21 protein-coding genes and 3 tRNA genes are annotated in these 23992 nt (G+C 40.9%); 10 read left to right on the top strand and 14 right to left on the bottom strand.

Annotated elements, in window-relative coordinates:
- Positions 1 to 6 precede the first annotated feature (6 nt).
- From ACYZ0U_RS10080 to ACYZ0U_RS10050, 7 genes are read right to left on the bottom strand one after another with little or no spacing between them, the layout of a single operon-like run.
- A complete protein-coding gene (locus ACYZ0U_RS10080; protein ID WP_461451961.1) occupies positions 7 to 567 on the bottom strand; it encodes a Maf family nucleotide pyrophosphatase in 561 nt (186 codons plus the stop codon).
- Between the two features lie 34 nt (positions 568 to 601).
- The gene (locus tag ACYZ0U_RS10075; RefSeq protein ID WP_461451960.1) at positions 602 to 1123 is read right to left on the bottom strand and encodes a KdsC family phosphatase; all 522 of its coding nucleotides are present in this window, start codon (positions 1121 to 1123) and stop codon (positions 602 to 604) included.
- Positions 1124 to 1129: 6 nt separating this feature from the next.
- Entirely contained in the window at positions 1130 to 1375 is a 246-nt protein-coding gene (iscX, locus tag ACYZ0U_RS10070; RefSeq protein WP_461451959.1) for a Fe-S cluster assembly protein IscX, read from the bottom strand.
- A gap of 31 nt (positions 1376 to 1406) precedes the next feature.
- A complete protein-coding gene (locus ACYZ0U_RS10065) occupies positions 1407 to 1739 on the bottom strand; it encodes a 2Fe-2S iron-sulfur cluster-binding protein (RefSeq protein ID WP_461451958.1) in 333 nt (110 codons plus the stop codon).
- A 40-nt stretch (positions 1740 to 1779) separates the two neighbouring features.
- Complete coding sequence (locus ACYZ0U_RS10060; protein ID WP_461451957.1) at positions 1780 to 2541, bottom strand: Rossmann-like and DUF2520 domain-containing protein; 762 nt, start codon at positions 2539 to 2541, stop codon at positions 1780 to 1782.
- A 5-nt stretch (positions 2542 to 2546) separates the two neighbouring features.
- Positions 2547 to 3395 carry an SDR family oxidoreductase gene (locus ACYZ0U_RS10055; RefSeq protein WP_461451956.1) on the bottom strand — a complete coding sequence of 283 codons (849 nt, stop codon included), beginning with the start codon at positions 3393 to 3395 and terminating at the stop codon, positions 2547 to 2549.
- 27 nt (positions 3396 to 3422) lie between these two features.
- The gene (locus ACYZ0U_RS10050; protein WP_461451955.1) at positions 3423 to 4508 is read right to left on the bottom strand and encodes a DNA topoisomerase IB; all 1086 of its coding nucleotides are present in this window, start codon (positions 4506 to 4508) and stop codon (positions 3423 to 3425) included.
- A 300-nt stretch (positions 4509 to 4808) separates the two neighbouring features.
- Between ACYZ0U_RS10050 and ACYZ0U_RS10045 the strand changes: the two genes are divergently transcribed.
- From ACYZ0U_RS10045 to ACYZ0U_RS10030, 4 genes are all read left to right on the top strand, one after another.
- A complete protein-coding gene (locus ACYZ0U_RS10045) occupies positions 4809 to 5831 on the top strand; it encodes an aldo/keto reductase (protein ID WP_461451954.1) in 1023 nt (340 codons plus the stop codon).
- A gap of 212 nt (positions 5832 to 6043) precedes the next feature.
- Positions 6044 to 6748, top strand: coding sequence for a deoxyribonuclease V (nfi, locus tag ACYZ0U_RS10040; protein WP_461451953.1), 705 nt, complete (start codon positions 6044 to 6046; stop codon positions 6746 to 6748).
- 169 nt (positions 6749 to 6917) lie between these two features.
- Positions 6918 to 8150, top strand: coding sequence for a TCR/Tet family MFS transporter (locus ACYZ0U_RS10035; protein WP_461451952.1), 1233 nt, complete (start codon positions 6918 to 6920; stop codon positions 8148 to 8150).
- Between the two features lie 33 nt (positions 8151 to 8183).
- Positions 8184 to 9416, top strand: a complete 1233-nt coding sequence (locus tag ACYZ0U_RS10030; protein ID WP_461451951.1) for a TCR/Tet family MFS transporter — start codon at positions 8184 to 8186, stop codon at positions 9414 to 9416.
- On the opposite strand, the gene ACYZ0U_RS10025 is transcribed toward ACYZ0U_RS10030, so the two are convergent.
- Both ACYZ0U_RS10025 and ACYZ0U_RS10020 read right to left on the bottom strand, forming a co-directional pair.
- Positions 9400 to 9993: a DUF502 domain-containing protein gene (locus ACYZ0U_RS10025; protein WP_461451950.1), complete on the bottom strand. Its 594-nt coding sequence runs from the start codon at positions 9991 to 9993 to the stop codon at positions 9400 to 9402. The two genes, ACYZ0U_RS10030 and ACYZ0U_RS10025, sit on opposite strands and share 17 nt — an antisense overlap.
- Positions 9994 to 10001: 8 nt before the next feature.
- Positions 10002 to 12464 (bottom strand): bifunctional UDP-N-acetylmuramoyl-tripeptide:D-alanyl-D-alanine ligase/alanine racemase, encoded by a 2463-nt coding sequence (locus ACYZ0U_RS10020; protein WP_461451949.1) that lies wholly within the window; start codon positions 12462 to 12464, stop codon positions 10002 to 10004.
- Between the two features lie 58 nt (positions 12465 to 12522).
- On the opposite strand from ACYZ0U_RS10020, the gene ACYZ0U_RS10015 reads away from it, so the two are divergent.
- From ACYZ0U_RS10015 to ACYZ0U_RS10005, 3 genes are all read left to right on the top strand, one after another.
- Entirely contained in the window at positions 12523 to 13005 is a 483-nt protein-coding gene (locus ACYZ0U_RS10015) for a regulatory protein RecX (RefSeq protein WP_461451948.1), read from the top strand.
- Positions 13006 to 13074: 69 nt separating this feature from the next.
- Positions 13075 to 13147: transfer RNA gene (locus tag ACYZ0U_RS10010), tRNA-Gly, on the top strand.
- Between the two features lie 51 nt (positions 13148 to 13198).
- A tRNA-Leu gene (locus ACYZ0U_RS10005) sits at positions 13199 to 13283 on the top strand.
- An 83-nt stretch (positions 13284 to 13366) separates the two neighbouring features.
- Here ACYZ0U_RS10005 and ACYZ0U_RS10000 read toward each other — a convergent pair.
- Positions 13367 to 14695, bottom strand: coding sequence for a cytochrome P450 (locus ACYZ0U_RS10000; protein WP_461451947.1), 1329 nt, complete (start codon positions 14693 to 14695; stop codon positions 13367 to 13369).
- Between the two features lie 182 nt (positions 14696 to 14877).
- On the opposite strand from ACYZ0U_RS10000, the gene ACYZ0U_RS09995 reads away from it, so the two are divergent.
- From ACYZ0U_RS09995 to ACYZ0U_RS09985, 3 genes are all read left to right on the top strand, one after another.
- Positions 14878 to 14950 (top strand) — tRNA-Gly (locus tag ACYZ0U_RS09995).
- A 189-nt stretch (positions 14951 to 15139) separates the two neighbouring features.
- Positions 15140 to 15274 carry a hypothetical protein gene (locus ACYZ0U_RS09990; protein ID WP_461451946.1) on the top strand — a complete coding sequence of 45 codons (135 nt, stop codon included), beginning with the start codon at positions 15140 to 15142 and terminating at the stop codon, positions 15272 to 15274.
- Between the two features lie 444 nt (positions 15275 to 15718).
- Positions 15719 to 15907: a YtxH domain-containing protein gene (locus tag ACYZ0U_RS09985; RefSeq protein WP_461451945.1), complete on the top strand. Its 189-nt coding sequence runs from the start codon at positions 15719 to 15721 to the stop codon at positions 15905 to 15907.
- Between the two features lie 106 nt (positions 15908 to 16013).
- On the opposite strand, the gene malQ is transcribed toward ACYZ0U_RS09985, so the two are convergent.
- The 4 genes from malQ to glgX are packed head-to-tail and all read right to left on the bottom strand — an operon-like array spanning position 16014 to position 23880.
- Positions 16014 to 17996, bottom strand: a complete 1983-nt coding sequence (gene malQ / locus ACYZ0U_RS09980; protein WP_461451944.1) for a 4-alpha-glucanotransferase — start codon at positions 17994 to 17996, stop codon at positions 16014 to 16016.
- A gap of 55 nt (positions 17997 to 18051) precedes the next feature.
- Positions 18052 to 20001 carry a malto-oligosyltrehalose synthase gene (treY, locus tag ACYZ0U_RS09975; protein ID WP_461451943.1) on the bottom strand — a complete coding sequence of 650 codons (1950 nt, stop codon included), beginning with the start codon at positions 19999 to 20001 and terminating at the stop codon, positions 18052 to 18054.
- Positions 19994 to 21796, bottom strand: coding sequence for a malto-oligosyltrehalose trehalohydrolase (gene treZ / locus ACYZ0U_RS09970; protein ID WP_461451942.1), 1803 nt, complete (start codon positions 21794 to 21796; stop codon positions 19994 to 19996). The genes treY and treZ overlap by 8 nt, the downstream gene beginning before the upstream one ends.
- The gene (glgX, locus tag ACYZ0U_RS09965) at positions 21793 to 23880 is read right to left on the bottom strand and encodes a glycogen debranching protein GlgX (protein WP_461451941.1); all 2088 of its coding nucleotides are present in this window, start codon (positions 23878 to 23880) and stop codon (positions 21793 to 21795) included. The genes treZ and glgX overlap by 4 nt, the downstream gene beginning before the upstream one ends.
- Positions 23881 to 23992: the final 112 nt, after the last annotated feature.

Raw genomic sequence — 23992 nt, 5'->3', positions numbered from 1 at the left:
AAATAATTAAAGATTCTTTAATTGCTGATATAGCTTTTCAGTAGGTAAACCAACAACATTGGTATAGGAACCATTGATTTTTTCAATACCGATCAATCCAATTCGTTCCTGGATGCCGTATGAGCCGGCTTTATCAAGTGGCATATATTCGCTTACATAACTGGTGATCTCTTCATCAGTAAGCTTGCGGAAGAATACTTCAGATACATCGAAAAATTTATTGTATTTATTTTTGTGCAGAATGCAAACACCGGTAATAACTTTATGCACCTTGCCAGATAGCATTTTAAGCATTTCCACAGCATGCTCGGCATTTCCGGGCTTGCCGAGTATTAAACCATCAATACACACAATGGTATCAGCTGTAAGTACTATTTCATCCCCTATAGTTTCATCAAACGCTTCGGCTTTTTTAGATGCAATATAAACCGCTATCTCTTCAGGTGAAAGGTGTTCAGGATAAGATTCATCCACCTCTTTCAAAACCACCCTAAAGTCAATATCCATAAGCTTTAATAGCTCTTGCCTGCGAGGTGATTTGGATGCAAGGATAATTTTATGGTTCATCTTGATTCTTATTTCTTGACTCTTGACTCTATTTCTACCAGCTATAAGCCTGATCACTCATCCACTTGCCTTGTACTTTTAATACTTTCTCAATTACATCACGGGCACAGCCTTTACCGCCCGAATATGGCGATACATATTGACTAACAGCTTTTATCTCTTCAACAGCATCAGCAGGGCAAACCGGTAAACCGGCTAATTTCATCGGGCCCAGATCGGGGATATCATCACCCATATATAGCACATTGGATGCAGGTGTAAACTTTTCTTCGAGGTAAATTTTAAAACGCTCAGATTTGGTATGCGTACCCATATATACGTCAGTAACACCAAGGCTGTTCAATCTATAAACACCGCTTTTTGAACGACTGCCGGATATGGCACATACCTGGTAACCTGATTTTACAGCCAATTGTATTGCATAACCATCCTTAATATTAAAGGAACGAGTTTGCTCCCCGTTATCATTTACAAACACAGAACCATCAGTAAGCACACCATCTATATCAAATATAAATGTGGTTATATCATGCAGCTTATTTAGAAAAGATTCCATGAGTAATTATTGGTTATCACGCCATTCATAAACCCAGGCAGATTGAATTTGCTCCAGGTGGCCTTCTGTTGATTCTTCGCGTGTGCCGGCAAAATTAGGTAGCGTAAGTATCCATTCTAACAAGTCGGTAAAACGGATGCGGTATATTTGAGATTCACCAAAGTCATCACCAAACTTTTCGTAAAGTTCAATAGCAATGTCTTCGTGATCGGCCCAGTGTATAGGTAAAGCAAATTTTTTATCGTCGTTCATTTGTATTTAATGAGTAGGAATCTATATCTAATTAGTGGCCCATAAAGTCGGACTGGTCGGGCAATGTTACCTCAATATCGCCATCAATTACCACGCACTGGCAACCTAAACGGGAAGTAATGCGCGGATTAACTGCACGATCGATGAAATCCTCTTCTTTATCGGATATTTCCTGCAGGTTGTCCATGCCTTTATTCACATAAACATGACAGGTACTGCAACCGCAAACACCACCGCAATTATGCTGTAGCTCAATGCCATTTTCCAGGCAAACATCTAAAACTGACTCACCTTCAGCAATCGGCAACTCAACAGATTCGTGGTCCGCCTCCTCAAAGTTTATCTTTAACTTAAAAATATTCATTTTGGCAAAAGTAATAAAATTACTTAGGTAGCGTATGCTGTTAATCCTTTTTGATAATACCCTGACTTAACAACTTGTACAATGTTGCCCATTCCGGCTCATAATCCAACAAAGCCAGATGTGCCTCCATGGTTTTTTGATCATTACGTACTGCAGGGCCGGTTTGTACATTGGCAGGCAAATTAGTTTGTACTTTTTCGGCTGTCTCTAAAATCAGTGGGCGGATAAGGTTAAAATCTATCCGCTGATCTGCTAATATTTCCTGTGCAACCCGATATAGATAATTAGGGAAATTGCAGGCAAATACGGCTGCTAAGTGAAGCGTTTTACGCTGTGTAGAATCTATCTCGTAAACATTATTACTGATGGTTTGGGCAAGCTCCTTTAAGATTTTGGTGATAGATTCATCGCCACCCTCAATGCACAAAGGCACAGTAAAAAAATCAAGCTCTTTGGTTTTACTGAAAGTTTGCAGCGGATAAAACACACCCGCATGATCTGTAAAAGCCAATATGTTAAATAGATCACTTGCGCCGGAGGTATGAACAATGAGTTTATTATGCTTAGTTAGCTCTTGCGCGATATGTGGTATAATATCATCGCTTACCGAAACAATAAAAATATCTGTTTCAGGATTTATATTGTTCAAATCATCAATAGCATCAGCACCGATATGATAAGCCAGTAAGGCTGCATTTTGCTCATTTCGGCTATACACCTGCACAATACGATGCCCGGCATTTTTAAACGCAGCACCTAAATGAGTTGCTACATTTCCGGAGCCTATAAGTGTGATACGCATATTTATTAAGCTAAATACTTACTCACCAATTTTTTACTGATATCCCAAAGTTTATTACGGTTGGCCTCGCTCCACGACAGAACAGTGGATTTGGCTAATTTCTTCTTCACAAAATATTGACTGCTTTTAGCGTCCATTCCCGGTTCGGTTGCTAACCATATGGTGGTTTGCGCGCCTTCTTCAGGCGTAATCATAAATGGAGAAGCTAATAGTTCCATTATTTTGCTAAACACACCGCTTGTACCGGCCCAAAACTCTGTTTTTACTATACCGGGGTGCACAGCGAAAGATGAAATTCCTTTATCCGCATATTTTTCAGCCAGTGCTTTGGTAAAATACAAGTTATCTAATTTGGCATTTCCATAAGCTTTCCAGGCTGAATATTTTTTCTGTGCCCAGGGCAGGTCATCAAAATTACCATCGCCCATTTGGTGGGCCGATGAGCTGACATTAATAACGCGCGCCTGTCCCTTTTCCAGCAATGGCATAAGTGCCATAGTGAGCAAAAAATGACCTAAATGATTAACCTGGAAAGTCATTTCCAAACCATCTTTAGTCATTTGCTTTTCACCGAAAATGCCACCGGCATTATTGATCAATACATTTACAGCAAATAATTTGGCTTTAAGCTCATCAGCGGCTTCACGAACAGTTTGCAGGTCAGCAAGGTCACATTTTACAACGAATATATTCTTGTTACCTGTTTGAGCGATTATCTTTTCCTTCAGGCGGTCGCCTTTCTGGGTATTTCTAACCAGTAGATAGATTTCATGCTGGTTTTTGGCCAAAGCCAAAGCGGTTTCTTTGCCTATTCCGGATGTTGCGCCGGTAATTACGGTAGTTCTTAAAGCCATACTGCTGATTTGTTGTAAATATAGCCACTAACTGGCTTCTGCCAATTTTTCATTCGCTAAAATTTCAAGCATAGCTTTTTCTGCAAGATTTAACTCAGCTGCTTTAACATCCCGATCATCATCCAACTCTTTAATGTAATTGAATAATGTACCTTCTTCATAACTCTTGATAATCGTTGGATGCACGTAATACTTCTTACAAACCGTACGCGTGTTACCTAAATTGATAGCTACTTCATCTAAAACGCTGACTATTTTTTTGCGGCACTCAGTAACATTTTGAAATTCACCAGCCTCTTTAAATGCATACAGAGCGCTTACACTACCTGCCCAGGTACGAAAATCTTTTGCGGTGAAGTCTTCACCGGTTATGGCGTGCAGATAATGGTTCACATCTCCCGAACCGATTGTGCAGTGATGACCATCCGCATTATAATATTGAAATAGTTCTTTTCCAGGTATATCACGGCATTGTTTTACTAAACGGGCCAGCTTACGGCTTTGTAATGACACCTTATGAAAAACACCTTTTTTTCCCTTAAATTCAAATTTCATGGTGGAGCCATCTATCTTAACATGCCTATCCATGAGCGTTGTAAGGCCAAATGAGCCATACAGTTTTTTGTAAGATTCATTTCCCACCCTGATACTGGTCAATTCCATCAACCTGACAACAAGTGCAACTACCTTTTCATGATCTAATTTAGGCCTAGCCAGATCCTTATCTATCTGCTTGCGGATATCCGGTAAATGCGATGCAAATAACTGTAACCGGTGATACTTAGATTGGTTCCTGATCTGATTCCATTGCGGGTGGTAGCGGTATTGCTTCCGGCCTGCGGCATCGGTACCGGTAAATTGCAGGTGCCCATTATCATAAGGCGAGATCCAAACATTGGTGTAAGCTGGTGGTATAACCAGTTTATTAAACCTGTCAATTAACTCTTTATCCTTAACTAATTCGCCATCAGCACTATAAAAACTCCAACCTTTACCCGCTTTTTTGCGGGTGTAACCGGGTGTTGAATCAGATACATAACGTAACCCAACCGCTTTTGCAGTTACTTTCGGGTCGCGGCCAATTTTTTCGAGTTTTTTGAGGAGACGGTTCATTAATCATAAACAACGCAGTATGAGTTAAGTTTTTACTGTATAAATTAATTAGTGAGTCGACTGTTTCAAAAAAAAGCATAAAACAACCGGTACATTCGGTACACTTTTAGCCCAAAAAACGCCCTGAACAATATTAAAAACGGCCTTTTTAAACTTTTTTTCACCTGAAATCAGCCTAAAAAACATCATTTTGGACCTAAAAACGGCCAATTACATACCGTTTTTACGTAAAAATCTCACTATAAATGCCGTAAACCGACCCTTTTTTGCGCAATTTTGTTTCAAATAAATCACCTGCTTATGAAATACAACTTTTTAGGAAACACCGGCCTGCTTGTGTCGGAAATTTGCTTTGGCACCATGACCTTCGGTGGCAAAGGCTACTGGGAAAACATTGGTAAAGTACAGCAAAAAGAAGTTAATGAACTGATGAAAGTTGTAATAGACTCCGGCATTAACTTTATCGATACCGCCAATGTTTACTCTTACGGTGAATCGGAAAAATTACTGGGGCAATCCATTAAAGACCTTGGTTTCGACCGTAACGAGCTGGTTATCGCAACCAAAGTGCGCGGGCGTATGGGCGAAGGTAAAAATGCGGTTGGCTTGTCGCGCTTCCACATTTTTAATTCAGTTGATGAAAGCTTGCAGCGTTTGCAATTGGATCACATCGATATTCTTTATGTGCATGGCTTCGACCCAAAAACACCTGTTGAAGAAACCATGCGTGCGTTAAACGACATCGTTTTAACGGGAAAGGTGCGTTACATTGCTATTTGTAACTGGCCTGCATGGGTAGTAATGAAGGCTATCGGCATTTGCAAACTACATGGCTGGAACCAGTTTGTAGGCATGCAATATTTTTACTCTTTAGCAGGCCGCGATATCGAACGTGAAATTTTACCATTGGCCGCTGACCAAAACCTGGCGATGATGCCATGGAGCCCGCTGGCAGGTGGTTTCCTGGGAGGGAAATATACCCGCGATAATGAAAAAGTTGAAGGTTCAAGAAGAACATCCTTCGACTTCCCTCCCATCAACAAAGACAAGACTTATGACATCATCGACGTGATCAGCGAAATCGGCAAACAGCACAATGCATCCACCGCGGCGGTAGCATTAGCCTGGGTTCGGCAGCAACAGGGTATAACCAGCACCATCATCGGCGCTAAGACGGTTGAACAGTTAAACGACAACATTAAATCGACCGAGGTAACGCTGACATCAGACGATCTGAAGAAAATTGATGAAGTAAGCGCGCTGCCAAAAGAATACCCGGGCTGGATGGTTGAAAGGCAATCAGCAGACAGGGAAGTGAAATAAGTTAAAAGTCGAAAGTTAAAAGTAAAAAATTAGTTCGGGCCAATAATCTATCATTTGTCATTCTGAACATAGTGAAGAATCTGTAAGTTAGTTTTACAAGCGTACAGATCCTTCGTTCCTCAGTATGACAAAGTTTTTATTTTTACCTTTATTGCCTCATCAGAAAAATAAGACCTCCGGCAACTAACCGGAGGTTTTATTGTTAATAGCCTATGAACCCTGCCGATTATCAAAAACTCACTGCTGCACAGGCTATCGCTTATCAACAGGAGTTGCGTAAACAGATCAGTATAAAACCGATTGATAAAGAGATCAGGATTATAGCCGGATCGGATATTTCATTCAACAAATACGAGGAAACAGTTTACGCGGGGATTGTATTATTTAACTATCCTGATCTGAAGATCATCGGTACGGCTACCGCCATCAGTCGCACCTCATTCCCTTATATTTCAGGGCTGTTAGCCTTTCGTGAGGTACCGGCTTTATTGGATGCCTGGAATAAGCTCGATGTAAAACCCGATATTTTGGTATTAGATGGGCAGGGCATAGCCCATGAACGCCGCTTAGGTATCGCCACACATTTTGGTTTGGTAACAGGAGCAACTACCATCGGCAGTGCCAAAAGCAGGCTGGCAGGTAAATGTGAAGAACCCGTCAACGAGGTTTTCGCCCAAAGTGCGATGTATGATGAAGGTGAGATAATTGGTGTCGCGCTAAGAAGTAAAAAGAATTGCAATCCAATCTATGTATCGCCAGGCCATAATATCAGTATGGAACAAAGTGTTGAAGTCATTAAAAATTGTATCCGTTGCTATCGCATCCCCGAGCCAACCCGGCAGGCGTATATGCTGGTTAATAAGATCAGGGTTAAAAACGGGGGAAAGATTAATCAGCAGTTTGATTTATTTGGATAAATCTGTTTCCTCTTTGTAATTTCGACCATAGTGAGAAATCTTCTTCTAAGCAAATTAGTTTTTAATTCAGCAGAAGAATTCTCCCGACAGTCAAAATGACAACCAATATAAAATAGCAGCAGGCAAAAAAAATTAATATGCATTTAATGTTATTTAATTATTTTGCGGCATGGATAAACCTGTACCCCAAAAACGCCAGGCTGCTTTAGGATTTATTTTTGCTACGCTGCTTATCGACGTAATGGGGTTGGGTATCATCATCCCGGTTATCCCCAAACTGATTGAACACCTGATACATGGCAATATCAGTGATGCTTCGGGCTATGCCGGCTGGCTTACCGCTGCTTATGCAACCATGCAATTCTTGTTCGCGCCATTGATCGGGAACCTAAGCGATAAATATGGCAGAAGGCCCGTTTTGCTCTGCTCTTTATTGGGTTTTAGTGTCGATTATTTATTTTCTGCATTCGCGCCCACCATCGCCTGGCTGTTTGTCGGCAGGATTGTGGCAGGGATCACCGGCGCGAGTTTTACGACCGGCTCAGCCTATATTGCCGATATCAGCGAACCCGAAAAACGTGCCGCTAACTTCGGTTTGATAGGTGTAGCTTTTGGCCTTGGTTTTATCATCGGGCCTGTTATTGGCGGTATATTAGGTAAGTATGATGTTCATTATCCATTTATTGCCGCTGCTGCTTTAGCTTTATTGAATGCGATATATGGTTATTTTATCCTGCCCGAATCATTAGACGAATCTCATCGCCGTAATTTCGATTGGAAACGCGCTAACCCCATTGGTACTTTAGTGCAGTTGAAGAAATACAAATCAGTGATTGGCTTGGCCGTTTCGCTGTTCCTAATCTATTTTGCAGCTCAGGCCGTGCAAACGGTATGGACTTTTTACACGATGGATAAATTCCACTGGAACGAAGACTGGGTGGGTTACTCTTTAGGTGCCGTAGGTTTGTTTATAGCGATAGTACAGGGTGGTTTGATCAGGGTCATTATCCCGAAACTTGGCCAGGAACGGAGCATTTGGATAGGACTCGTGTTATATGCTGCAGGTTTAGTGCTTTTTGCTTTTGCATCAAAGGGCTGGATGATGTTTGTTTTCCTGGTACCCTATTGTTTAGGCGGTATAGCCGGGCCGGCCTTGCAGGGCTACATAAGTGCTGAAGTACCTGCCAACGAGCAAGGTGAACTGCAAGGTGGATTAACCAGTTTAATGAGTGTTAGCGCCATATTCGGGCCACTATTAATGGCACAAACTTTTCATTTTTTCACTAAACCTAATCCATTTTTTCAGTTCCCGGGAATGCCATTTGTTATCGGATCGGCGCTTATGTTGTTAAGCGCATGGTTAGCGGTGCGGAGTTTTAAAAGAAATTATACATCCATTTAAAAACATTTAAGCTTATTTTACATTTTTATTCGGATGGACAAACCAAAAATTAAGACTTCTGCCGCTCTGCGTTTTATTTTCGTTACCATTTTTATCGATGTGATGGGCCTTGCCATCATCATCCCTGTTATTCCTCAGCTTTTAAAAGAGCTGGGCAATGTAGACTATTCGGTTGCTTCTGAAATTAATGGTTGGCTAACCTTCACCTATGCCAGTATGCAGGTACTATTCTCGCCCGTAATGGGCAACCTAAGCGATCGTTTCGGCAGGCGCCCTATCCTGCTGATCTCACTCATTGGATTTAGTATCGATTACATGTTTATGGCCTTTGCGCCAAGTGTTTTTTGGTTATTTATAGGCAGAACCATTGCCGGTATTACCGGTGCAACCATGGCCACAGCTACTGCCTATATTGCCGACATCAGCACCGGAGACAAGCGTGCGGCTAACTTTGGCATTGTTGGCGCAGCATCAGGCTTAGGGTTTATCATTGGGGTATCGGGTGGCGCTTTTTTGGGCGATATTAGTATCAAGATCCCTTTTATGGTAGCTGCCGGTGCAGCCTTGTTTAATGCTGCTTACGGATATTTTGTATTGCCTGAATCATTGGCAAAAGAAAACCGCCGTAAATTTGAATGGAAGCGCGCGAATCCAATTGGATCATTTAAACAATTAGCTAAATATAAGGCACTTGCAGGGTTAGCCATTGCTTTTACTTTAGTATATATTGCACAAAAAGCTGTTGAATACCAGTTGCCTTTTTACGTATATGAGAAATTCCAGTGGTCGCTGCGTAGTGTTGGTTTCTTAGGTTTATTTATTGGCGTATTACTGATCGGTATACAAGGTGGCCTCATCCGTTACCTCATCCCCAAATGGGGTTTAAAGAAAAACATCATCATCGGCTTAATATCCTACGGTGTAGGTCTTACTGCAATAGCATTTGCGGGAGAAGGCTGGCAGGTATACTTATTCATGATCCCGTATTGCTTCGGCGGTATTTCGGGGCCAGCATTACAGGGATTTATCACCAGTAAATTCGCTGCCAATGAGCAGGGGGAATTGCAGGGCGGATTAACCTTATTGTCGAGCTTAAGCCTGGTAATTGGCCCATTATTAATGGGTTATAGCTTTAAATTCTTCACCCATAAAAATTCTTCTATTTACTTCCCGGGATCACCTTATATACTCGGAGCTTTACTGGTTGTGATCAGTGTAATTTTGGTGATAAAGAGTTTACGAAAAGAAGCTAGTCTAACCCACTAACCCCACCCGAGATAACGAATTTCATGATCTCTGCCGCATTTTTATTAAGGGGGTGGACCTTTTCTGCTGAAATGATAATAACCTGTCCTGAAAAGGCGTAAGAGTTGGGAAAGTATACGGCAACCTCGCCCGGCAAGCCCAGCATAGTCAGGTCCTTTTTTACCAGAAAACCGATCTTCTTCATGCCGAATTCATTCACCTCAACTAAAACAGGTTCGTTAAATTTCTTCTCCTCGCCCACAAAGGCTTCGGTAAGGTCTTTTACAGACGAATATAGAAATTTGAACAAAGGCAAACGATCCAACCACCGGTTAAACCAGCCTTTTATAGGTTCTGTAATTACGTTGGTCACTAATACACCCGCTATAAGGATAATGAGCAGCACATTTAAAATACCTAAACCGGGGATGTACATTGGCTTGCCTTTGTCATCAACCCAAATGGCGGTACTTAAATTTAAAGCATTGTCTATACGTGATACGGCCCAGTATATCAGGAAGATAGCTACGCCCAGCGGCACCACGATCAGTAGTCCCTTTACAAAGTAATTCAGTAATGCGCCGGCTATTCTTTTCATATCAAAACTTACTCATAAAAGTACACCCTTTTTACCCGTTGCGAAATATTTGTTAGTATTTCATACGGAATGGTACCTATTTCGGTTGCCAGTTCTTCAATGCGCAACTGGTCGTTAAAAATGATCACGTCATCGCCCTCGCTTACGTCGATGCCGCTTACATCGATCATGCAGGTATCCATAGATACATTACCAACCGTAGGCGCCATTTTGCCTTTAACCAGCATTTTGCCAACGCCATTGCCAAAGGCACGCAGGTAGCCATCGGCATAACCGATCCTTACGGTTGCTATTTTACCGTCCTTAGCTAAACTTCCTTTTCGGCCATAGCCAATGGTTTCGCCGGCTATTACTTTTTTAACCTGGGATACGCTTGTTTTTAGCGTTGCAATAGGCTGCAAACCATTCTCCTCTGCCGGGATAGCGGAATCAACACCATACAAGCCTATACCGAGCCTGATCATATCATATTGTATATTGGGCCAGCGGGTTACGCCTGCTGTATTACTTAAATGTTTAATTACTTTATAGCCTAATGCTTCCTCAATTTGTTTAAACGCCTTCTCAAATTTCTGGATCTGCATTAAGGTAAATCCATCGTGCTGAGCAGCTTCGCTCGCCGCTAAATGGGAGAATACCGAGCACACTTTTACATAGCTATTGATCTCTAACAAATCGCACAGCGTTTCTATCTCAAAATCCTCGAACCCAAGCCGGTGCATGCCGGTATCAATTTTCAAATGGATCGGAAATTCAGCCAATCCTGCCACTTGCAGGTATTTAATAAAATCATCAAACAAGCCAAAGCTGTAGATCGTAGGTTCCAGCTTGTATTCTTCCAGTTTATCAAAAGCGGACACCTCCGGATTTAATATGACTATTGGCAGTATAATTCCCGCTTGTCGCAAAGCAACACCCTCGTCTGTATAAGCTACAGCCAAATAATCTACCTTATTGTATTGCAGCATATTAGCCACCTCGAAAGTGCCGCTGCCGTAGCTGAAAGCCTTCACAATCGCCATTACCTTTACACCCGGTTTTAATCTTGATTTGTAAAAGTTGAGGTTGTTCAGCAATGTATTCAGGTTGATCTCCATTACTGTCTCATGCCCTTTTTGTACCAAAGCACGGCTAACCCGTTCAAACTCAAAACTGCGCGAACCTTTGATCAGGATATCTTCATCCCTAAAATTCAGCGCGTTCATTTGTTTAAGTAAAGCATCGGTATCAGCAAAAAAATACTTTTCGGGCACATCAAAGTACTGCTGCCGGTTGAACAAGGCCTCACCTACACCAATAAACTTATCAATATTCTTCGCCTTAATCATATCAGCAACCTTGTCGTACAGGATGTCTTCTTCCAAACCGGATTGAAATATATCCGACAAGATCAAAGTCTTTTTTTGGTGCTGATTCTGCTGGCTGAGAAAGTTCAAAGCGATTTCCAAAGACTGCACATCAGAATTATAAGAATCATCAATGATGGAGCAGTCATGCACGCCGTTTTTTAACTCCAATCGCATGCTAACCGGGCTTAGGCGCTCAATGCGTTTATCAGCTTCAACCGGGGTATAACCCATGGCCAGCATAGTTGCCCAGCAGGTTACCGCGTTCTCGTAGGATGCCTTGTCCAAAAACGGGATAAGGCACTCTATTTCATGGCCTTTATGGCGGGCACGTAAATAATAATTTTTAGCGATAATAGTCTCGCTAAACACATATAGGTCGGCTTCTTTAAAGTTGTTGCTCCAGGTAAAACGTTCCTTAACCGAAATATCTTTTTGGTAATCGATCAGCTGATCATAATTATGGATGAGCAATTTGCAGTTCTTGAATAGTCCGAGCTTCTCTTTTACCTTTTGATCACGGCTGTCAAACCCCTCATCATGCGCCGAGCCGATATGCGTTAGTATGCCGATTTCGGGCTTGATCATCGCCTCTAAGCGCTCCATCTCACCTACGGTAGAAATTCCAGCCTCGAAGATGCCGAGGTCATTCTTATCACTTATCTGCCACAGCGACAGCGGCACCCCAATCTGTGAATTATAACTTTTAGGGTTGCGTACAATATTATAGTCGGCATTCAAAAGCTGGTACAGCCACTCCTTTACAATGGTTTTGCCATTACTGCCTGTAATGCCGATCACCTTCAATTTAAAACTATCACGATGAAAAGTGGCCAGCTTTTGCAGTGCAAGCAATACATCATCAACAATTAAAATGTTAGCGCCGGGCATTTTGATCTCGGGGCCATGCTTCACCACAAAGTTGCGCACACCTGATGAATAGGCCTCGGCAATAAACTCGTGCCCGTTACGGCGTCCGCTCAGCGCAAAGAATAAAGCCTCAGTAGCGCTTGTAATGCGGCGACTATCGGTAAGCAATACGCTAATGGCATTTTCGCTTATAACTGCGCCTGTGGCGTTGATGATGTCCTTAATTTTTGATATGGAGTACTGGCTGCTAAGCATGATGCTAATTTGATTATATTTCTGCCAATAGAAGAATTTTTGTCGAATTTTGGTTTTGATGGATAGCCCTAAAAAGATCAAAATAACGGATGAAAAAGTTGCACTGGCTAAAGCCGAACATTTTTGTGCCTACCAGGAACGCGCCCAACAGGAAGTGCGCGATAAACTATACGATTGGGGTTTATGGCCCGATGCGGTGGAGAATATCATTATAAAACTTATCGGGGACAATTTTTTAAACGAAGAGCGTTTTGCCAAAGCTTATGTGCAAGGCAAATTCAAGCAAAAAGGCTGGGGAAGGATAAAAATAAAACAGGGCCTCAAAATCAAGAAGATACCTGAAAAATTGCTGCAAAAAGCATTGCTAACTATTGATGGCGATGAATATCTTGAGATGCTTACGAAGATATTAAGCAAAAAAGCGGCTTTACTTACTGAGAAAATACCCTTTAAACGCCGGTATAAACTGCAACAGTATGCTTTAAGCCGTGGTTTTGAAAGTGATTTGATAAATGATGTTTTGAAAAACAGCGAGTTATAGAAAAAACAAAAAAAATCAAATCTTTTCCTTGCAGGGAACACAATTCTGTCTATATTTGCACTCCCAACAGCGAAAGTAGCTCAGTTGGTAGAGCACGACCTTGCCAAGGTCGGGGTCGCGAGTTCGAATCTCGTCTTTCGCTCAAATCCCTTCCTTCAAAAGAAGGGATTTATTGTTAAAGGTTTAAACACCTGCTCAGATGGTGGAACTGGTAGACACGCAGGACTTAAAATCCTGTTCCCGTAAACGGAGTGCGGGTTCGATTCCCGCTCTGAGTACTTTATCGAATCGACACAAAGCCTGTTATGAAAATAACGGGCTTTGTTGTTTAAATAGCGCGATTACCTATTACTCGTTCCCATCATTTCTTCTTAATACCAAGGATTACCTCACTCGGCCGTAAGGTGAGCAATGGCCATGCTTTGGGTGTTGCACCGGTAGTGTTAATATGAAATTTTTTACAAACAGCATGGAGCACGAAAGCCATTTCGGCCATTGCAAAATTATTACCTACGCACATTCGCGGGCCTGCTCCGAAAGGAAAGTAATTTTTAATATTCTTATCAATCACTCCTTCGGAATTTAAAAACCGTTCAGGATCAAATGCTGAAGCGTTCTCCCAATACCCTTCACTGCGGTGCATACCATAAATATAGGTTAAAATACTGGTGCCCGCAGGAAACGTAAAACCGCTAAATTCATCATCATTTATTGCTACCCTTTCGTTTATCCAAACTGACGGGTACAGGCGCATGCCTTCATTAATTATGGCATTTATATAGCTATTTCGAGGAGCGTTATGCATGTCTGTTTCCCCTATCGTCCCCATCAATTTTTCATAAACCTGGTGATTTGAGGCAGTGAGGTATAATAACCAAGAAAGTGTACTGCCGGTTGTTTCATGCCCCGCAAAAAGCAGGATGAGCAACTCACTGATCAGTTGGTGTTCAGACATACCTTGCCCGGTATCTTCATAACGGGCATTCATCAGCATAGCCAACAGGTCGTTATGTTCCGTTTCATCTGCCCGTCGGAGCGCTATAATTTCCCTCAGCATATCTCTGATAGCATCCCACTGTTTAACCAACTTCTTCTCTTCGCCTGTTAACGGATATAAAATTCTCCTGAAAGGCTGGAGGACATCTTTGGACATAAAAGCTTGCAGCCCTACAAAAGCCCGGCCTAATTCATCTTTCATTGTTGCCGACATATCAATGTTGAATAAGGAGTTGATCAACACTGAAAAAGAGAGTTCGCGCATCAACGGGTAAACGTCCACTTGTTCTCCCAGTGGTAAATTATCGATATACCCATTAACCGTCTTCATTACCGTTTCATACAACTGGTTTATTCCGGCATGGTGAAAAGCGGGTTGTATAAGCCGACGTTGCCTACGCCAATCGTCCCCGTTTACAAAAAGCAGGCTGGTTCCTAATTGCTTCGCTACTAAATCCGTATCTAACTTTGCCTTTTTGTAATTGGTATGATTTTCCCGAAGGACATAATTAATCAAATCGCTGTTTTGCGTGACGATAACACGCCCTTTATCCGGCATAAACCCGGAGTAGGTACCCGAGAACTTCTCCATTTCTCCGGAAAGATAGCTGATCGGGTCTTTTACTAACTTAAAAGATCCTAAAAGGCTTTGAAGCGTGGTATTTCCATCGGGGAAATTATACTTACTGCTCATCGAGGATAAATATTATGTGCCTTGTCAAATATAAGGCGGCCAAACTTAAATTAAGACTAATGGGATGTTTTATTTAGGGAGGTTAAATAATTCTCGATTGATGATGATGGTTATAAAATCTTCTATTTTTAGCATATGTTTTTTGCAGGAAAAACAATTCTTCCTATACTTGCACTCCCAAAGCGAAAGTAGCTCAGTTGGTAGAGCACGACCTTGCCAAGGTCGGGGTCGCGAGTTCGAATCTCGTCTTTCGCTCAAATCCCTTTATATTAGAAAGAAGGGATTTTTTGTTAAAGATTTAAACACCTGCCCAAGCCACCCTATTTCAAATCTCTTAGCTGCCTACTAAACCTTGTAAGTGCGGCCTCTGGAACTTATATCTTTCTATTTCTGAGGCGTATGAAGCCTACGCTGTCAGCAATATGGTATACACATCACCAAGCCATGCAATGGATCAGAGTACAGCTTTTAGCACCCGGCATTATTGGCATCATAACGGTAAACCCCGATAAAACTACTAAGCCTTATATAGTTTCGACGCCAATCAACCCGGCTTACTGCGTCGCAGGTAGGAGTTAAAACTGAATTCATACCTCCTTAAAACTTTATTTTAGTTTACCTCGTATAATAATTATTAAATACTTAAAACCTTTGTAATTATTCCCCGTAAAAAGCAATATTAATTATTAAGACATATTGCATTTCATAAAAAGAAAATAGTTTAATATATAATCAGTTATTTGTATGATTTTTTTTATAGTTTTTGTTGAGGTGGTTTTGGGCGGATTGTATTGGAATTACAACAAAAAATTACACAAGCTTGTTGGCACCGGGAGGATGTCTGATATTGCATCTACAAGTACCTACAAAAAGATTGTTGAAGTCTTTATCTTTTTAATTCCCATCCTATTTATTTTGGTAAAAAATGAATACCTGTAAATAGCTTTTAAATCTTTTTACTTTTTTTTATCGACTGTGGCTTTACCAATATAAAGCAGGCACTGTTTTTGCAATAAATTTATCATGAGAATAATAAGATTTGCAATCATTGGCGCAGCAGTTGCGGCAGGTATTGGTTACATGATAAAAAAGAACGAAGAAGGTGAAAGTATTTTAGATGATTTTACCGATCATTTTCCTGATCTGCTTGATAAAGCAAAAGACTTTGGAGTGAAAACCTTCCAAAAATTTGTGGCAGATATTAAACAATAAACTTTTACTGCAAGTATCATTCATAAAACTTTGATTATGAATGATACTTTAAATTTAAATAGAATTTATTTTTGCTGTATGGCTCAATTTATTTGGCCTGGTATATTCATTGTCGCCCATAAAGCCATGTCCATTCTTTAATATTCCTTTCTATTTTTTGCTGATGGTTATCATCAGGCTGGTAGCGCCAAACCCAATTTCCTTTATCTAAGCCCGGGACGTTTATGCGTGCAGTTTCATCCAAACCTAAAATATCCTGCATGGGGATAATTGCTACTTTAGCCACGGAGGCCATAACGATGCTAATGAATACCTTATGTATATTTTTAGGTTTAACTTTTACATTAGTATAAGCTTTTATTTGTTCGTTAACTGATTCATCTGCTTTATTCATAAACCAACCTTTAGTAGTATTATTATCGTGCGTACCCGTATAAGATACACTGTTTTGAGTGTAATTATGAGGTATATGTGGTGAATAAGGCTCCTGGCTTCCAAACGCGAATTGCAAAACACGCATTCCCGGGAAACTAAATTCATCGCGTAAGTTATAAACAGCATCATCTATATCGCCCAAATCTTCAGCAACAAATGGTAACTCACCCAATTCTTTTTTTATAGTGTTGAAAAGATCAGCACCCGGCCCCTGCTCCCACTCGCCATAACGCGCGGTTTTTTCTGATGCAGGTACCGACCAATATGATGAAAATGCCCGGAAATGATCAAGCCGTAATAGGTCAAAAAGTTCTAAATTTTTCTTAAAACGCTGTACCCACCAATTATAATTTTGCTGCTTTAATCTATCCCAATTAAATACGGGCATGCCCCAAAGCTGGCCATCCTTAGCGAAATAATCAGGTGGTACACCTGCTACAAATTGCATTTCGCCATTTTCGTTTAAATTAAACATCTCCGGGTGCGACCAAACATCAACCGAATCATAACTTATATAAAAAGGCAAGTCGCCAAAAAGCTTAACACCTAATTTATTGCAATAACTTTTTAATTGATACCATTGCCTGCTAAACAAAAATTGCAGAAATTTTTCCTTATCAATCGCATCCTGGTTATATGCGGTAAAATCAGCCAACACATTTTTGTTTTTAAACTTTAACCCATCAGGCCACTTATACCAGGGTTTGCCGTTATGCTTTTGTTTAATAACCGAGTAAAGCGCGAAATCATTAAGCCAAGCCAACTCCTTTTCACAGAAAACTTTAAACAAGGGTTGCAAAAAGCTATCATTTTTAAAATGACTCCATGCAATGCTAAATAACTGCTGCTTTATTTTTATGGCATCTTTGTAGTTAACTTTACCCGGATCCGGTATCGTTTTCTTTCCAATGTCCGATGGATATAATAAGCCGTCATTTACCATTAATTCCGGACTAAGAAGTAAAATATTACCAGCCATTGCAGCACATGAACTGTAAGGCGAATATTGATTTCGTTCTTCAACTGGACTTAGGGGCAATAGCTGCCAGTATTTTTGATCGCATCTATGCAGCATATCAGCAAATGCTATTGCCCCGGGCCCAAAATCACCAATCCCAAAAGGTGATGGCAACGATGTAATATGCATTAATAACCCCGAGCTTCTGTCACTATCAGGTTGTTGTAATTTAATAAAAGCAACAGGAATCTCAGTAAAAACTGATTTAATATCGATTTCCTGTTTAAACTCACCTCTTGTTTTTTGCAGGATGCTTTGATAACGGGCAGGCGCATTGGCGGGTAAAATCACTTTGGTATCTTCCCAATCAATTTCTGCGGCAGGTTTACCTTGCAAATCGCACAATACAGCAATACCCAGTGGCATAATACTAACATACCACTCCCGTCTGTAACTTCTGGCAAAGGCAAAAATATGATGCTTGTGCTTCCCTTCAATTTGTAATGGGACGTAATCGCCATAGGCAAAAAGCAATGGATTGTTTTTCCGTTCCTGCATCAAAGTATTAACTAGCCATAATTTTATCTGCCCGTTAAAACGTGTTTGCCATAAATGCGCATGGTCAACTTTTGGCAATTCCTTTAATAGCATATCCCTCAATTTATAATCAACGGGCCTGCGATTGTCCGGGTCCACCAAACTAAAATCCCAATGTTCGCAGCCCTGATAGATATCTGGTACACCCGGACAACTAAAACTTTAGCATAACCTGCGCAAGCGAATTAACTAAACCTAATTCGGCTACCTTAGCTTGGAAAGCTATAAAACTTTTCCAAAACGGACGTTTTTCATCAAGCAATTTTATAGCGAATTGCTTAACCCCATTTTCATAATTCGCATTTGGCTCTCCCCAATCCGAATGGATTTTAGCCTCGCGCATAGTTTTTTCAAGATATTGCAGTAAACGCTCTTTAAAATTATTTTTAAGTTCGCCGGGCATTGGATAAGCGCCAACAAGTGTTTGGTAAATCAAATATTCGTCATTAGCATCAGGCGCACCTACTTGTTTAAGGCTGATGTTCATTTTTTGCCATTTAGCAACGCTATTAAACCATTCATCGGCTAAGTCTGGCAAAACGTTTAGTCTGGCTCTTACATCTTCACCACGCTTTGTATCATGCGTTGCAGAAGCATTTAAAGCAAAGGGCCAATCCTGTTGCCTTTGCTGCATTAGTTCATGAAACTCATGAGTTGAAATACCAAAGGCACCGGGCGCATCACCAACCTCGTTGTGTGCACTGAAACGTTCATAGGTATACATAAGGGTATCCTCAACTCCCTTTGCCATTAGCGGGCCTGTAAACTGCATACAGCGCATGTAAAACTGCAGGTATTTTTTGTTTGAACCGAGGATTACCTGTTCAAGAACATTAAGCATTTCAGATAATTCCTGGTGATCATATTTTATATCCGAGAATAGTTCCCTGATCTTATCAGCTTCATATCCTTTTAAAGGAAATTGATTACCATAGTAACGATAAACCGGGCAATGGATCAACAGCGAAGCAATAGCCTGTTTAAGTTTTTCTTTATCTAAAGTGGATTTATGCAGATGGATAAACAAATTAGCCAGGTTATCCAATTCTCCCTCCATATGGTGGTTGAGGATAAGCGCCTTTTTATCTAAGATCTGTTTCTTAACTGATTGATGCCTGCCGGTAAGCTGGTTATAGAATTTGTTAAACTCTTTTTCACTGTTGCGATTGGTTAACAGGTTATTTACCTGCGCTAAAAACTCATAACCGGTAGTGCCCTGTATTGGCCATTGCGGAAGCTGTTCGTTTTTGCCTAATATTTTCTCAACAATAATATAAGTCTTATCCCCTGCTATTTTACGTAAACTTTTAAGGTAGTTGGTGGGGTCATATAAGCCATCCACATGGTCTATCCGCAATCCTTCAAAAACACCTTCACGCACAAGCGCTAATATTAAACCGTGAAATTTTTTAAACACTTCCTCATTTTGTATATTGAGGCAAATAAGGCTATTCACAGTAAAAAACCTGCGGAAGTTAATTTGGGTATCGGTTTCTTTCCAACTGCATAATCGGTAATACTGTTCTCTGGCTATTTTTAATAGTTTGGCTTTATCCTGGTTAATTTCAGGCAGATCTGAGTCATCGATTGCCAGGTTAAGCGGCCATTTCTGATCTGTATAAGTTAAGAACAACCCATCATTAATTTTAGCAATTTGTACTTTACTTGTGTTTACAGCTTCATCCAAAGTTTCGCCCAAAAAGGGAACCATAATTTGGCCTTTGTACAAATCACTGCTAAGGCTTTGATCGAAAAAAATTTTATATTCTGATTCTTCACCTTTCTTTAATGTATCCATCAACCACTCGTTATCCGGATGAAAAGCCATGTGGTTTGGAACAATATCCTGGATCCAGCCGATATTTTTTTTCTTTAACTTTTTGCTGATCAATCTTAATTGTTCAATTGTACCGATTTCGGTATTGATTTGAAGCGGATTTGCGCCATCATATCCATGCATACTACCTGGTACGGATTGAAATATCGGCGAAGCATAAATAGTGCTCACACCCAATTGTTCCAGGTAAGGTATAATTCGCTCAAAATCATCAAAGTTAAACCCCTGGTGAAACTGGATGCGATAGGTACTAACCGGGTTAAACATGATTATATATGATTAAAGACTGTGGCTGAATGCTTGTTGAGGATACACCCGGACCGTTCCAGCGTTGATCGGCAGAATTAAGTATTTCTTTCCAATCGGCTTTATCGTACAAATTGAATTGCTGTTCCTCGGCAGAAAAATTCATGATACAGCTAACTGTTTGCTCCCTGTAACGGCGTTCAAATACCAAAATATTTTGATCCTCCAATGTAGTTACCGATATGTTTTTGCGGTCAAGATTCCTCAAAGCCGGTAACTTCTTACGTAACGCAATGAGGGATTTATAATAATCCAACATTTTTTGGCTGTTATCTGTAGTTAGCTCATCCCAGTTTAATTTAGAATAGTTAAATGTTTCTTTGGATTGTGGGTCTGGTGCTTCACCCTGTGCATGGAATGCTGCAAATTCTTCTTTCCGGCCTTTGCGAACTGCTTCTATTAAATCAGGATCAGAATGGCTCACAAAATATTGAAAAGGCGTTTGCGCACTCCACTCCTCACCCATAAAAAGCAAAGGTAGATATGGGGCTATTAAAACCGCACCTGCCATTAGCTTCTGCATCTCAAAAGTGAATAACCGGCTGCTGCGTTCGCCTAACATGCGGTTACCTACCTGATCGTGGTTTTGGGAGAAGGCAATGAATTGTTTGCCGGGATTATCCTGTGCTTTTGCACCGAATGTTTTTAAACGATGCTGTGAATAGATGCCGTTATACACATATGCATCACGATAAGCTTTCGCAAGATCATTGATGCCGTTAAAGTCGGAATAATATCCATTTTTATCACCACCGGCCGTAACCCGCAAAGCATGATGAAACTCATCTATCCATTGCGCGTCCATACCATAACCACGTTTCTCTATAGGGTCTATAAACCTCGGATCATTCAGATCCAGCTCCACCATCAAATAGTATTGCTTACCTTTTGCTAAGGTTAATTCGTTAATGCGTTCCTTTATTTCCTGCAAGATGTGTTTTGTACTGAAGTCTTTAATGGCATGCACAGCATCCATCCGCAAGGCATCAATATGAAAATCACGGAACCACATTAAAGCGTTTTGGATATAATAATCGCGTACAGCATCGCACCACTCGTCATCAAAATTTATGGCCTTACCCCAAGGCGTGTTATATTTGGTTGTAAAGTATTTGCCGTAGTCATTAAAAGCATTCCCCTCGGGGCCAATATGGTTATACACTACATCCAGCACTACCGCAATGCCTTTTTGATGGCAAGCGTTAACTAATTGCATTAGTCCTTTAGCACCGCCATAGGAGTTTTGAACAGCGTATGGAAAAACCCCGTCATATCCCCAGTTACGCTCTCCTGGAAATTGTGCTACCGGCATAAGTTCTATGGCGGTTATGCCAAGTTCTTTCAGGTAATCAAGTTTATCCTCAACACCTCTAAAATCACCTTGCATTGAAAAAGTACCCGCATGTAATTCATAGATAACGTATTCCTCTTGCGGAGGGTTTACCCAGGAATCATCCGTCCAATTAAAATCATTCAAACAAAGGGCTTCTGATGCTCCGTGGACACCATCAGGTTGAGCCAGTGAAGCAGGATCTGGCAATTCCTTATCCCCATCCAGCAAAAAATGATAAGTATCTCCCGTTTTGATTTGGCTGGTTAATAATTCCCAATAACCGCGTTGTTTTTTTTCAAGCGGAATATCAGTTTTCCTTCCGGATAAACTTAAACTAACTGTTTGGGCATCGGGTGCCCAAACAGTTACAGCAGCAATCCCCTGCCTATCAAAATTCACCCCAATTGTACGGCTCTCTATCATTCTTTTGCCTGTTGCAATAATACAATCGACCTGCCATTCACTTTAATTACATCGCTGGTATTGGTTAAATCTTCGCCAACTTTATCTTCACTGGTATCTAATACTTTAGTCCAAGGCCTGTCAAGAATTTTTTCCGGCATATGGTAATCCAACTGCTGATCAGAAGCATTGAAGATCATATAAAAGTTATCATCAAAAACCTCCTCACCTTTCGGATCAATATAATGCAAGCCTTTGCCATTAAGATAAACACCCAAAGATTTTGCAAAGTCATGGTTCCAGTTCTCATCGCTCATTTCGGTGCCTTCCGGTAAAAACCAGGCAATATCTTCCAAACCCCTACCTTTTATGGGTTGCCCCTGGAACCATCTCCGCCTGCGGAAAGCCGGATGATCTTTGCGCAACGCAATCAGTTTTTGCGTAAAGGCAAGCAAATCTTCATCAATATTATCCCAGTTTAACCATGATATTTCGTTATCCTGGCAATAGGCATTATTATTTCCCCCCTGTGTACGGCCAAATTCGTCGCCGGCAACCAACATAGGAACGCCCTGTGATAAGAACAATGTGGCTAACAAATTTCGTTGTTGCTTACCCCGGAGCTGTAAAATATTTTCATCATCAGTATCACCTTCGGCACCGCAGTTCCATGATCTGTTATTGCTTTCGCCATCGTTGTTATCCTCACCATTTGCGTCGTTGTGCTTATCATTATAAGACACTAAATCACGAAGCGTAAAACCATCGTGCGCGGTTATCAGGTTAATACTTGCTGTAGGTTTGCGGTTGTCATCCTGGTACAAGTCAGGACTACCTGTAAGGCGCTGGGCAAACTCACCGAGCATACTATCGGCTCCGCGCCAGTAATCGCGCATACAATCACGGAATTTACCATTCCATTCTGCCCATCCCGGCGGGAATTTACCTACTTGGTAACCGTCTTCGCCGATATCCCAGGGTTCGGCAATCAGCTTTACCTGAGATATAACCGGATCCTGGTGAATAATATCAAAAAATGCGCTCAGTCGGTTCACTTCATGCAGTTCCCTTGCCAGCGTAGCAGCCAGATCAAAACGGAAACCATCCACGTGCATTTCAAGTATCCAATAACGCAGGCTATCCATAATATACCTTAGTACGCTGGGTAGCATGGCATTAAGTGTGTTGCCTGTACCTGTATAATCCATGTAATACCTTTTATCATCATCAGTTAAACGATAATAGGCAGCATTATCAATCCCTTTAAAAGAAAGTGTAGGGCCCAATTGGTTACCTTCTCCGGTGTGGTTATAAACAACGTCGAGTATTACCTCAATACTTGCTTTATGCAAGTTTTTTACCATTTGTTTAAACTCATTTACCTGCTCACCTGTAATACCGTTACCTGCGTAACGAACATCGGGCGCAAAAAAACAAATTGTATTGTAGCCCCAATAATTACTTAATCCTTTATCTTTTAATCCGCTGTCGCTCACAAACTGGTGAACCGGCATTAGTTCAATTGCTGTGATACCTAACTCTTTCAGATATTTTATAGTTTCTGGATGCCCAATGGCAGAATAAGTACCTCTTATTTCCTCCGGAATTTTAGGACAAAGTTTTGTGAACCCCTTAACGTGGGCTTCATAAATAGTAGTTTGATGATAAGGTATTTTAGGCGCTTCGTCACCATCCCAGTCAAATGATGGATCTATCACTACAGATTTTGGCACAAATGGCGCGCTATCGGTTTCGCTAAAACTTAAGTCTTCGTCGGGGCTTCCGATTTGATAACCATATAATGAATCGTCCCAATCTATAGTTCCGGCTATGGCTTTTGCATAGGGATCTAATAATAATTTATTAGGATTGAACCGATGCCCGTTTTGAGGCTCGAATGGCCCTGAAACACGAAAGCCATATAATTGCCCTGACTTTAACTCAGGGACACACATATGCCATATTTCGTGTGTTTTCTCCGTAAATTTTATTTTGCGCGATTCGGTTTTGTCGTCCTTATTTTTAAACAGGCATAATTCAACGCCAGTCGCATTATCAGCATAAAGCGCAAAATTCACTCCGTCTTTATTTATTGTTGCTCCCAAGGGATAAGGTTTACCTGGGTATAATTTTTGATCCATACAACTAAAAATCAAAAATCCTGAAAAATGTTTTTATAATTTAAAAGATGTATTAGAAGGAAATAAGTAGAGAAAA

It is taken from the genome of Mucilaginibacter sp. (assembly GCF_965225845.1).
In the GTDB taxonomy this organism is placed as follows: Bacteria; Bacteroidota; Bacteroidia; order Sphingobacteriales; family Sphingobacteriaceae; genus Mucilaginibacter.
Note: the sequence above shows the minus strand (reverse complement) of the source record. Positions and strands in the feature narration are given on the sequence as shown.

What these genes read in the sequence shown, in the direction of transcription:
- ACYZ0U_RS10075 (WP_461451960.1), bottom strand. Translation starts at nt 1,123, where the DNA reads ATGGAATCTTTTCTAAATAAGCTGCATGATATAACCACATTTATATTT.
- ACYZ0U_RS10065 (WP_461451958.1), bottom strand. Translation starts at nt 1,739, where the DNA reads ATGAATATTTTTAAGTTAAAGATAAACTTTGAGGAGGCGGACCACGAA.
- ACYZ0U_RS09990 (WP_461451946.1), top strand. Translation starts at nt 15,140, where the DNA reads ATGCAATGGATCAGAGTACAGCTTTTAGCACCCGGCATTATTGGCATC.
- ACYZ0U_RS10055 (WP_461451956.1), bottom strand. Translation starts at nt 3,395, where the DNA reads ATGGCTTTAAGAACTACCGTAATTACCGGCGCAACATCCGGAATAGGC.
- nfi (WP_461451953.1), top strand. Translation starts at nt 6,044, where the DNA reads ATGAACCCTGCCGATTATCAAAAACTCACTGCTGCACAGGCTATCGCT.
- ACYZ0U_RS10025 (WP_461451950.1), bottom strand. Translation starts at nt 9,993, where the DNA reads ATGAAAAGAATAGCCGGCGCATTACTGAATTACTTTGTAAAGGGACTA.
- ACYZ0U_RS09985 (WP_461451945.1), top strand. Translation starts at nt 15,719, where the DNA reads ATGAGAATAATAAGATTTGCAATCATTGGCGCAGCAGTTGCGGCAGGT.
- treY (WP_461451943.1), bottom strand. Translation starts at nt 20,001, where the DNA reads ATGTTTAACCCGGTTAGTACCTATCGCATCCAGTTTCACCAGGGGTTT.
- ACYZ0U_RS10035 (WP_461451952.1), top strand. Translation starts at nt 6,918, where the DNA reads ATGGATAAACCTGTACCCCAAAAACGCCAGGCTGCTTTAGGATTTATT.
- treZ (WP_461451942.1), bottom strand. Translation starts at nt 21,796, where the DNA reads ATGATAGAGAGCCGTACAATTGGGGTGAATTTTGATAGGCAGGGGATT.
- ACYZ0U_RS10050 (WP_461451955.1), bottom strand. Translation starts at nt 4,508, where the DNA reads ATGAACCGTCTCCTCAAAAAACTCGAAAAAATTGGCCGCGACCCGAAA.
- ACYZ0U_RS10060 (WP_461451957.1), bottom strand. Translation starts at nt 2,541, where the DNA reads ATGCGTATCACACTTATAGGCTCCGGAAATGTAGCAACTCATTTAGGT.
- ACYZ0U_RS10015 (WP_461451948.1), top strand. Translation starts at nt 12,523, where the DNA reads ATGGATAGCCCTAAAAAGATCAAAATAACGGATGAAAAAGTTGCACTG.
- iscX (WP_461451959.1), bottom strand. Translation starts at nt 1,375, where the DNA reads ATGAACGACGATAAAAAATTTGCTTTACCTATACACTGGGCCGATCAC.
- ACYZ0U_RS10020 (WP_461451949.1), bottom strand. Translation starts at nt 12,464, where the DNA reads ATGCTTAGCAGCCAGTACTCCATATCAAAAATTAAGGACATCATCAAC.
- ACYZ0U_RS10000 (WP_461451947.1), bottom strand. Translation starts at nt 14,695, where the DNA reads ATGAGCAGTAAGTATAATTTCCCCGATGGAAATACCACGCTTCAAAGC.
- ACYZ0U_RS10030 (WP_461451951.1), top strand. Translation starts at nt 8,184, where the DNA reads ATGGACAAACCAAAAATTAAGACTTCTGCCGCTCTGCGTTTTATTTTC.
- ACYZ0U_RS10080 (WP_461451961.1), bottom strand. Translation starts at nt 567, where the DNA reads ATGAACCATAAAATTATCCTTGCATCCAAATCACCTCGCAGGCAAGAG.
- ACYZ0U_RS10045 (WP_461451954.1), top strand. Translation starts at nt 4,809, where the DNA reads ATGAAATACAACTTTTTAGGAAACACCGGCCTGCTTGTGTCGGAAATT.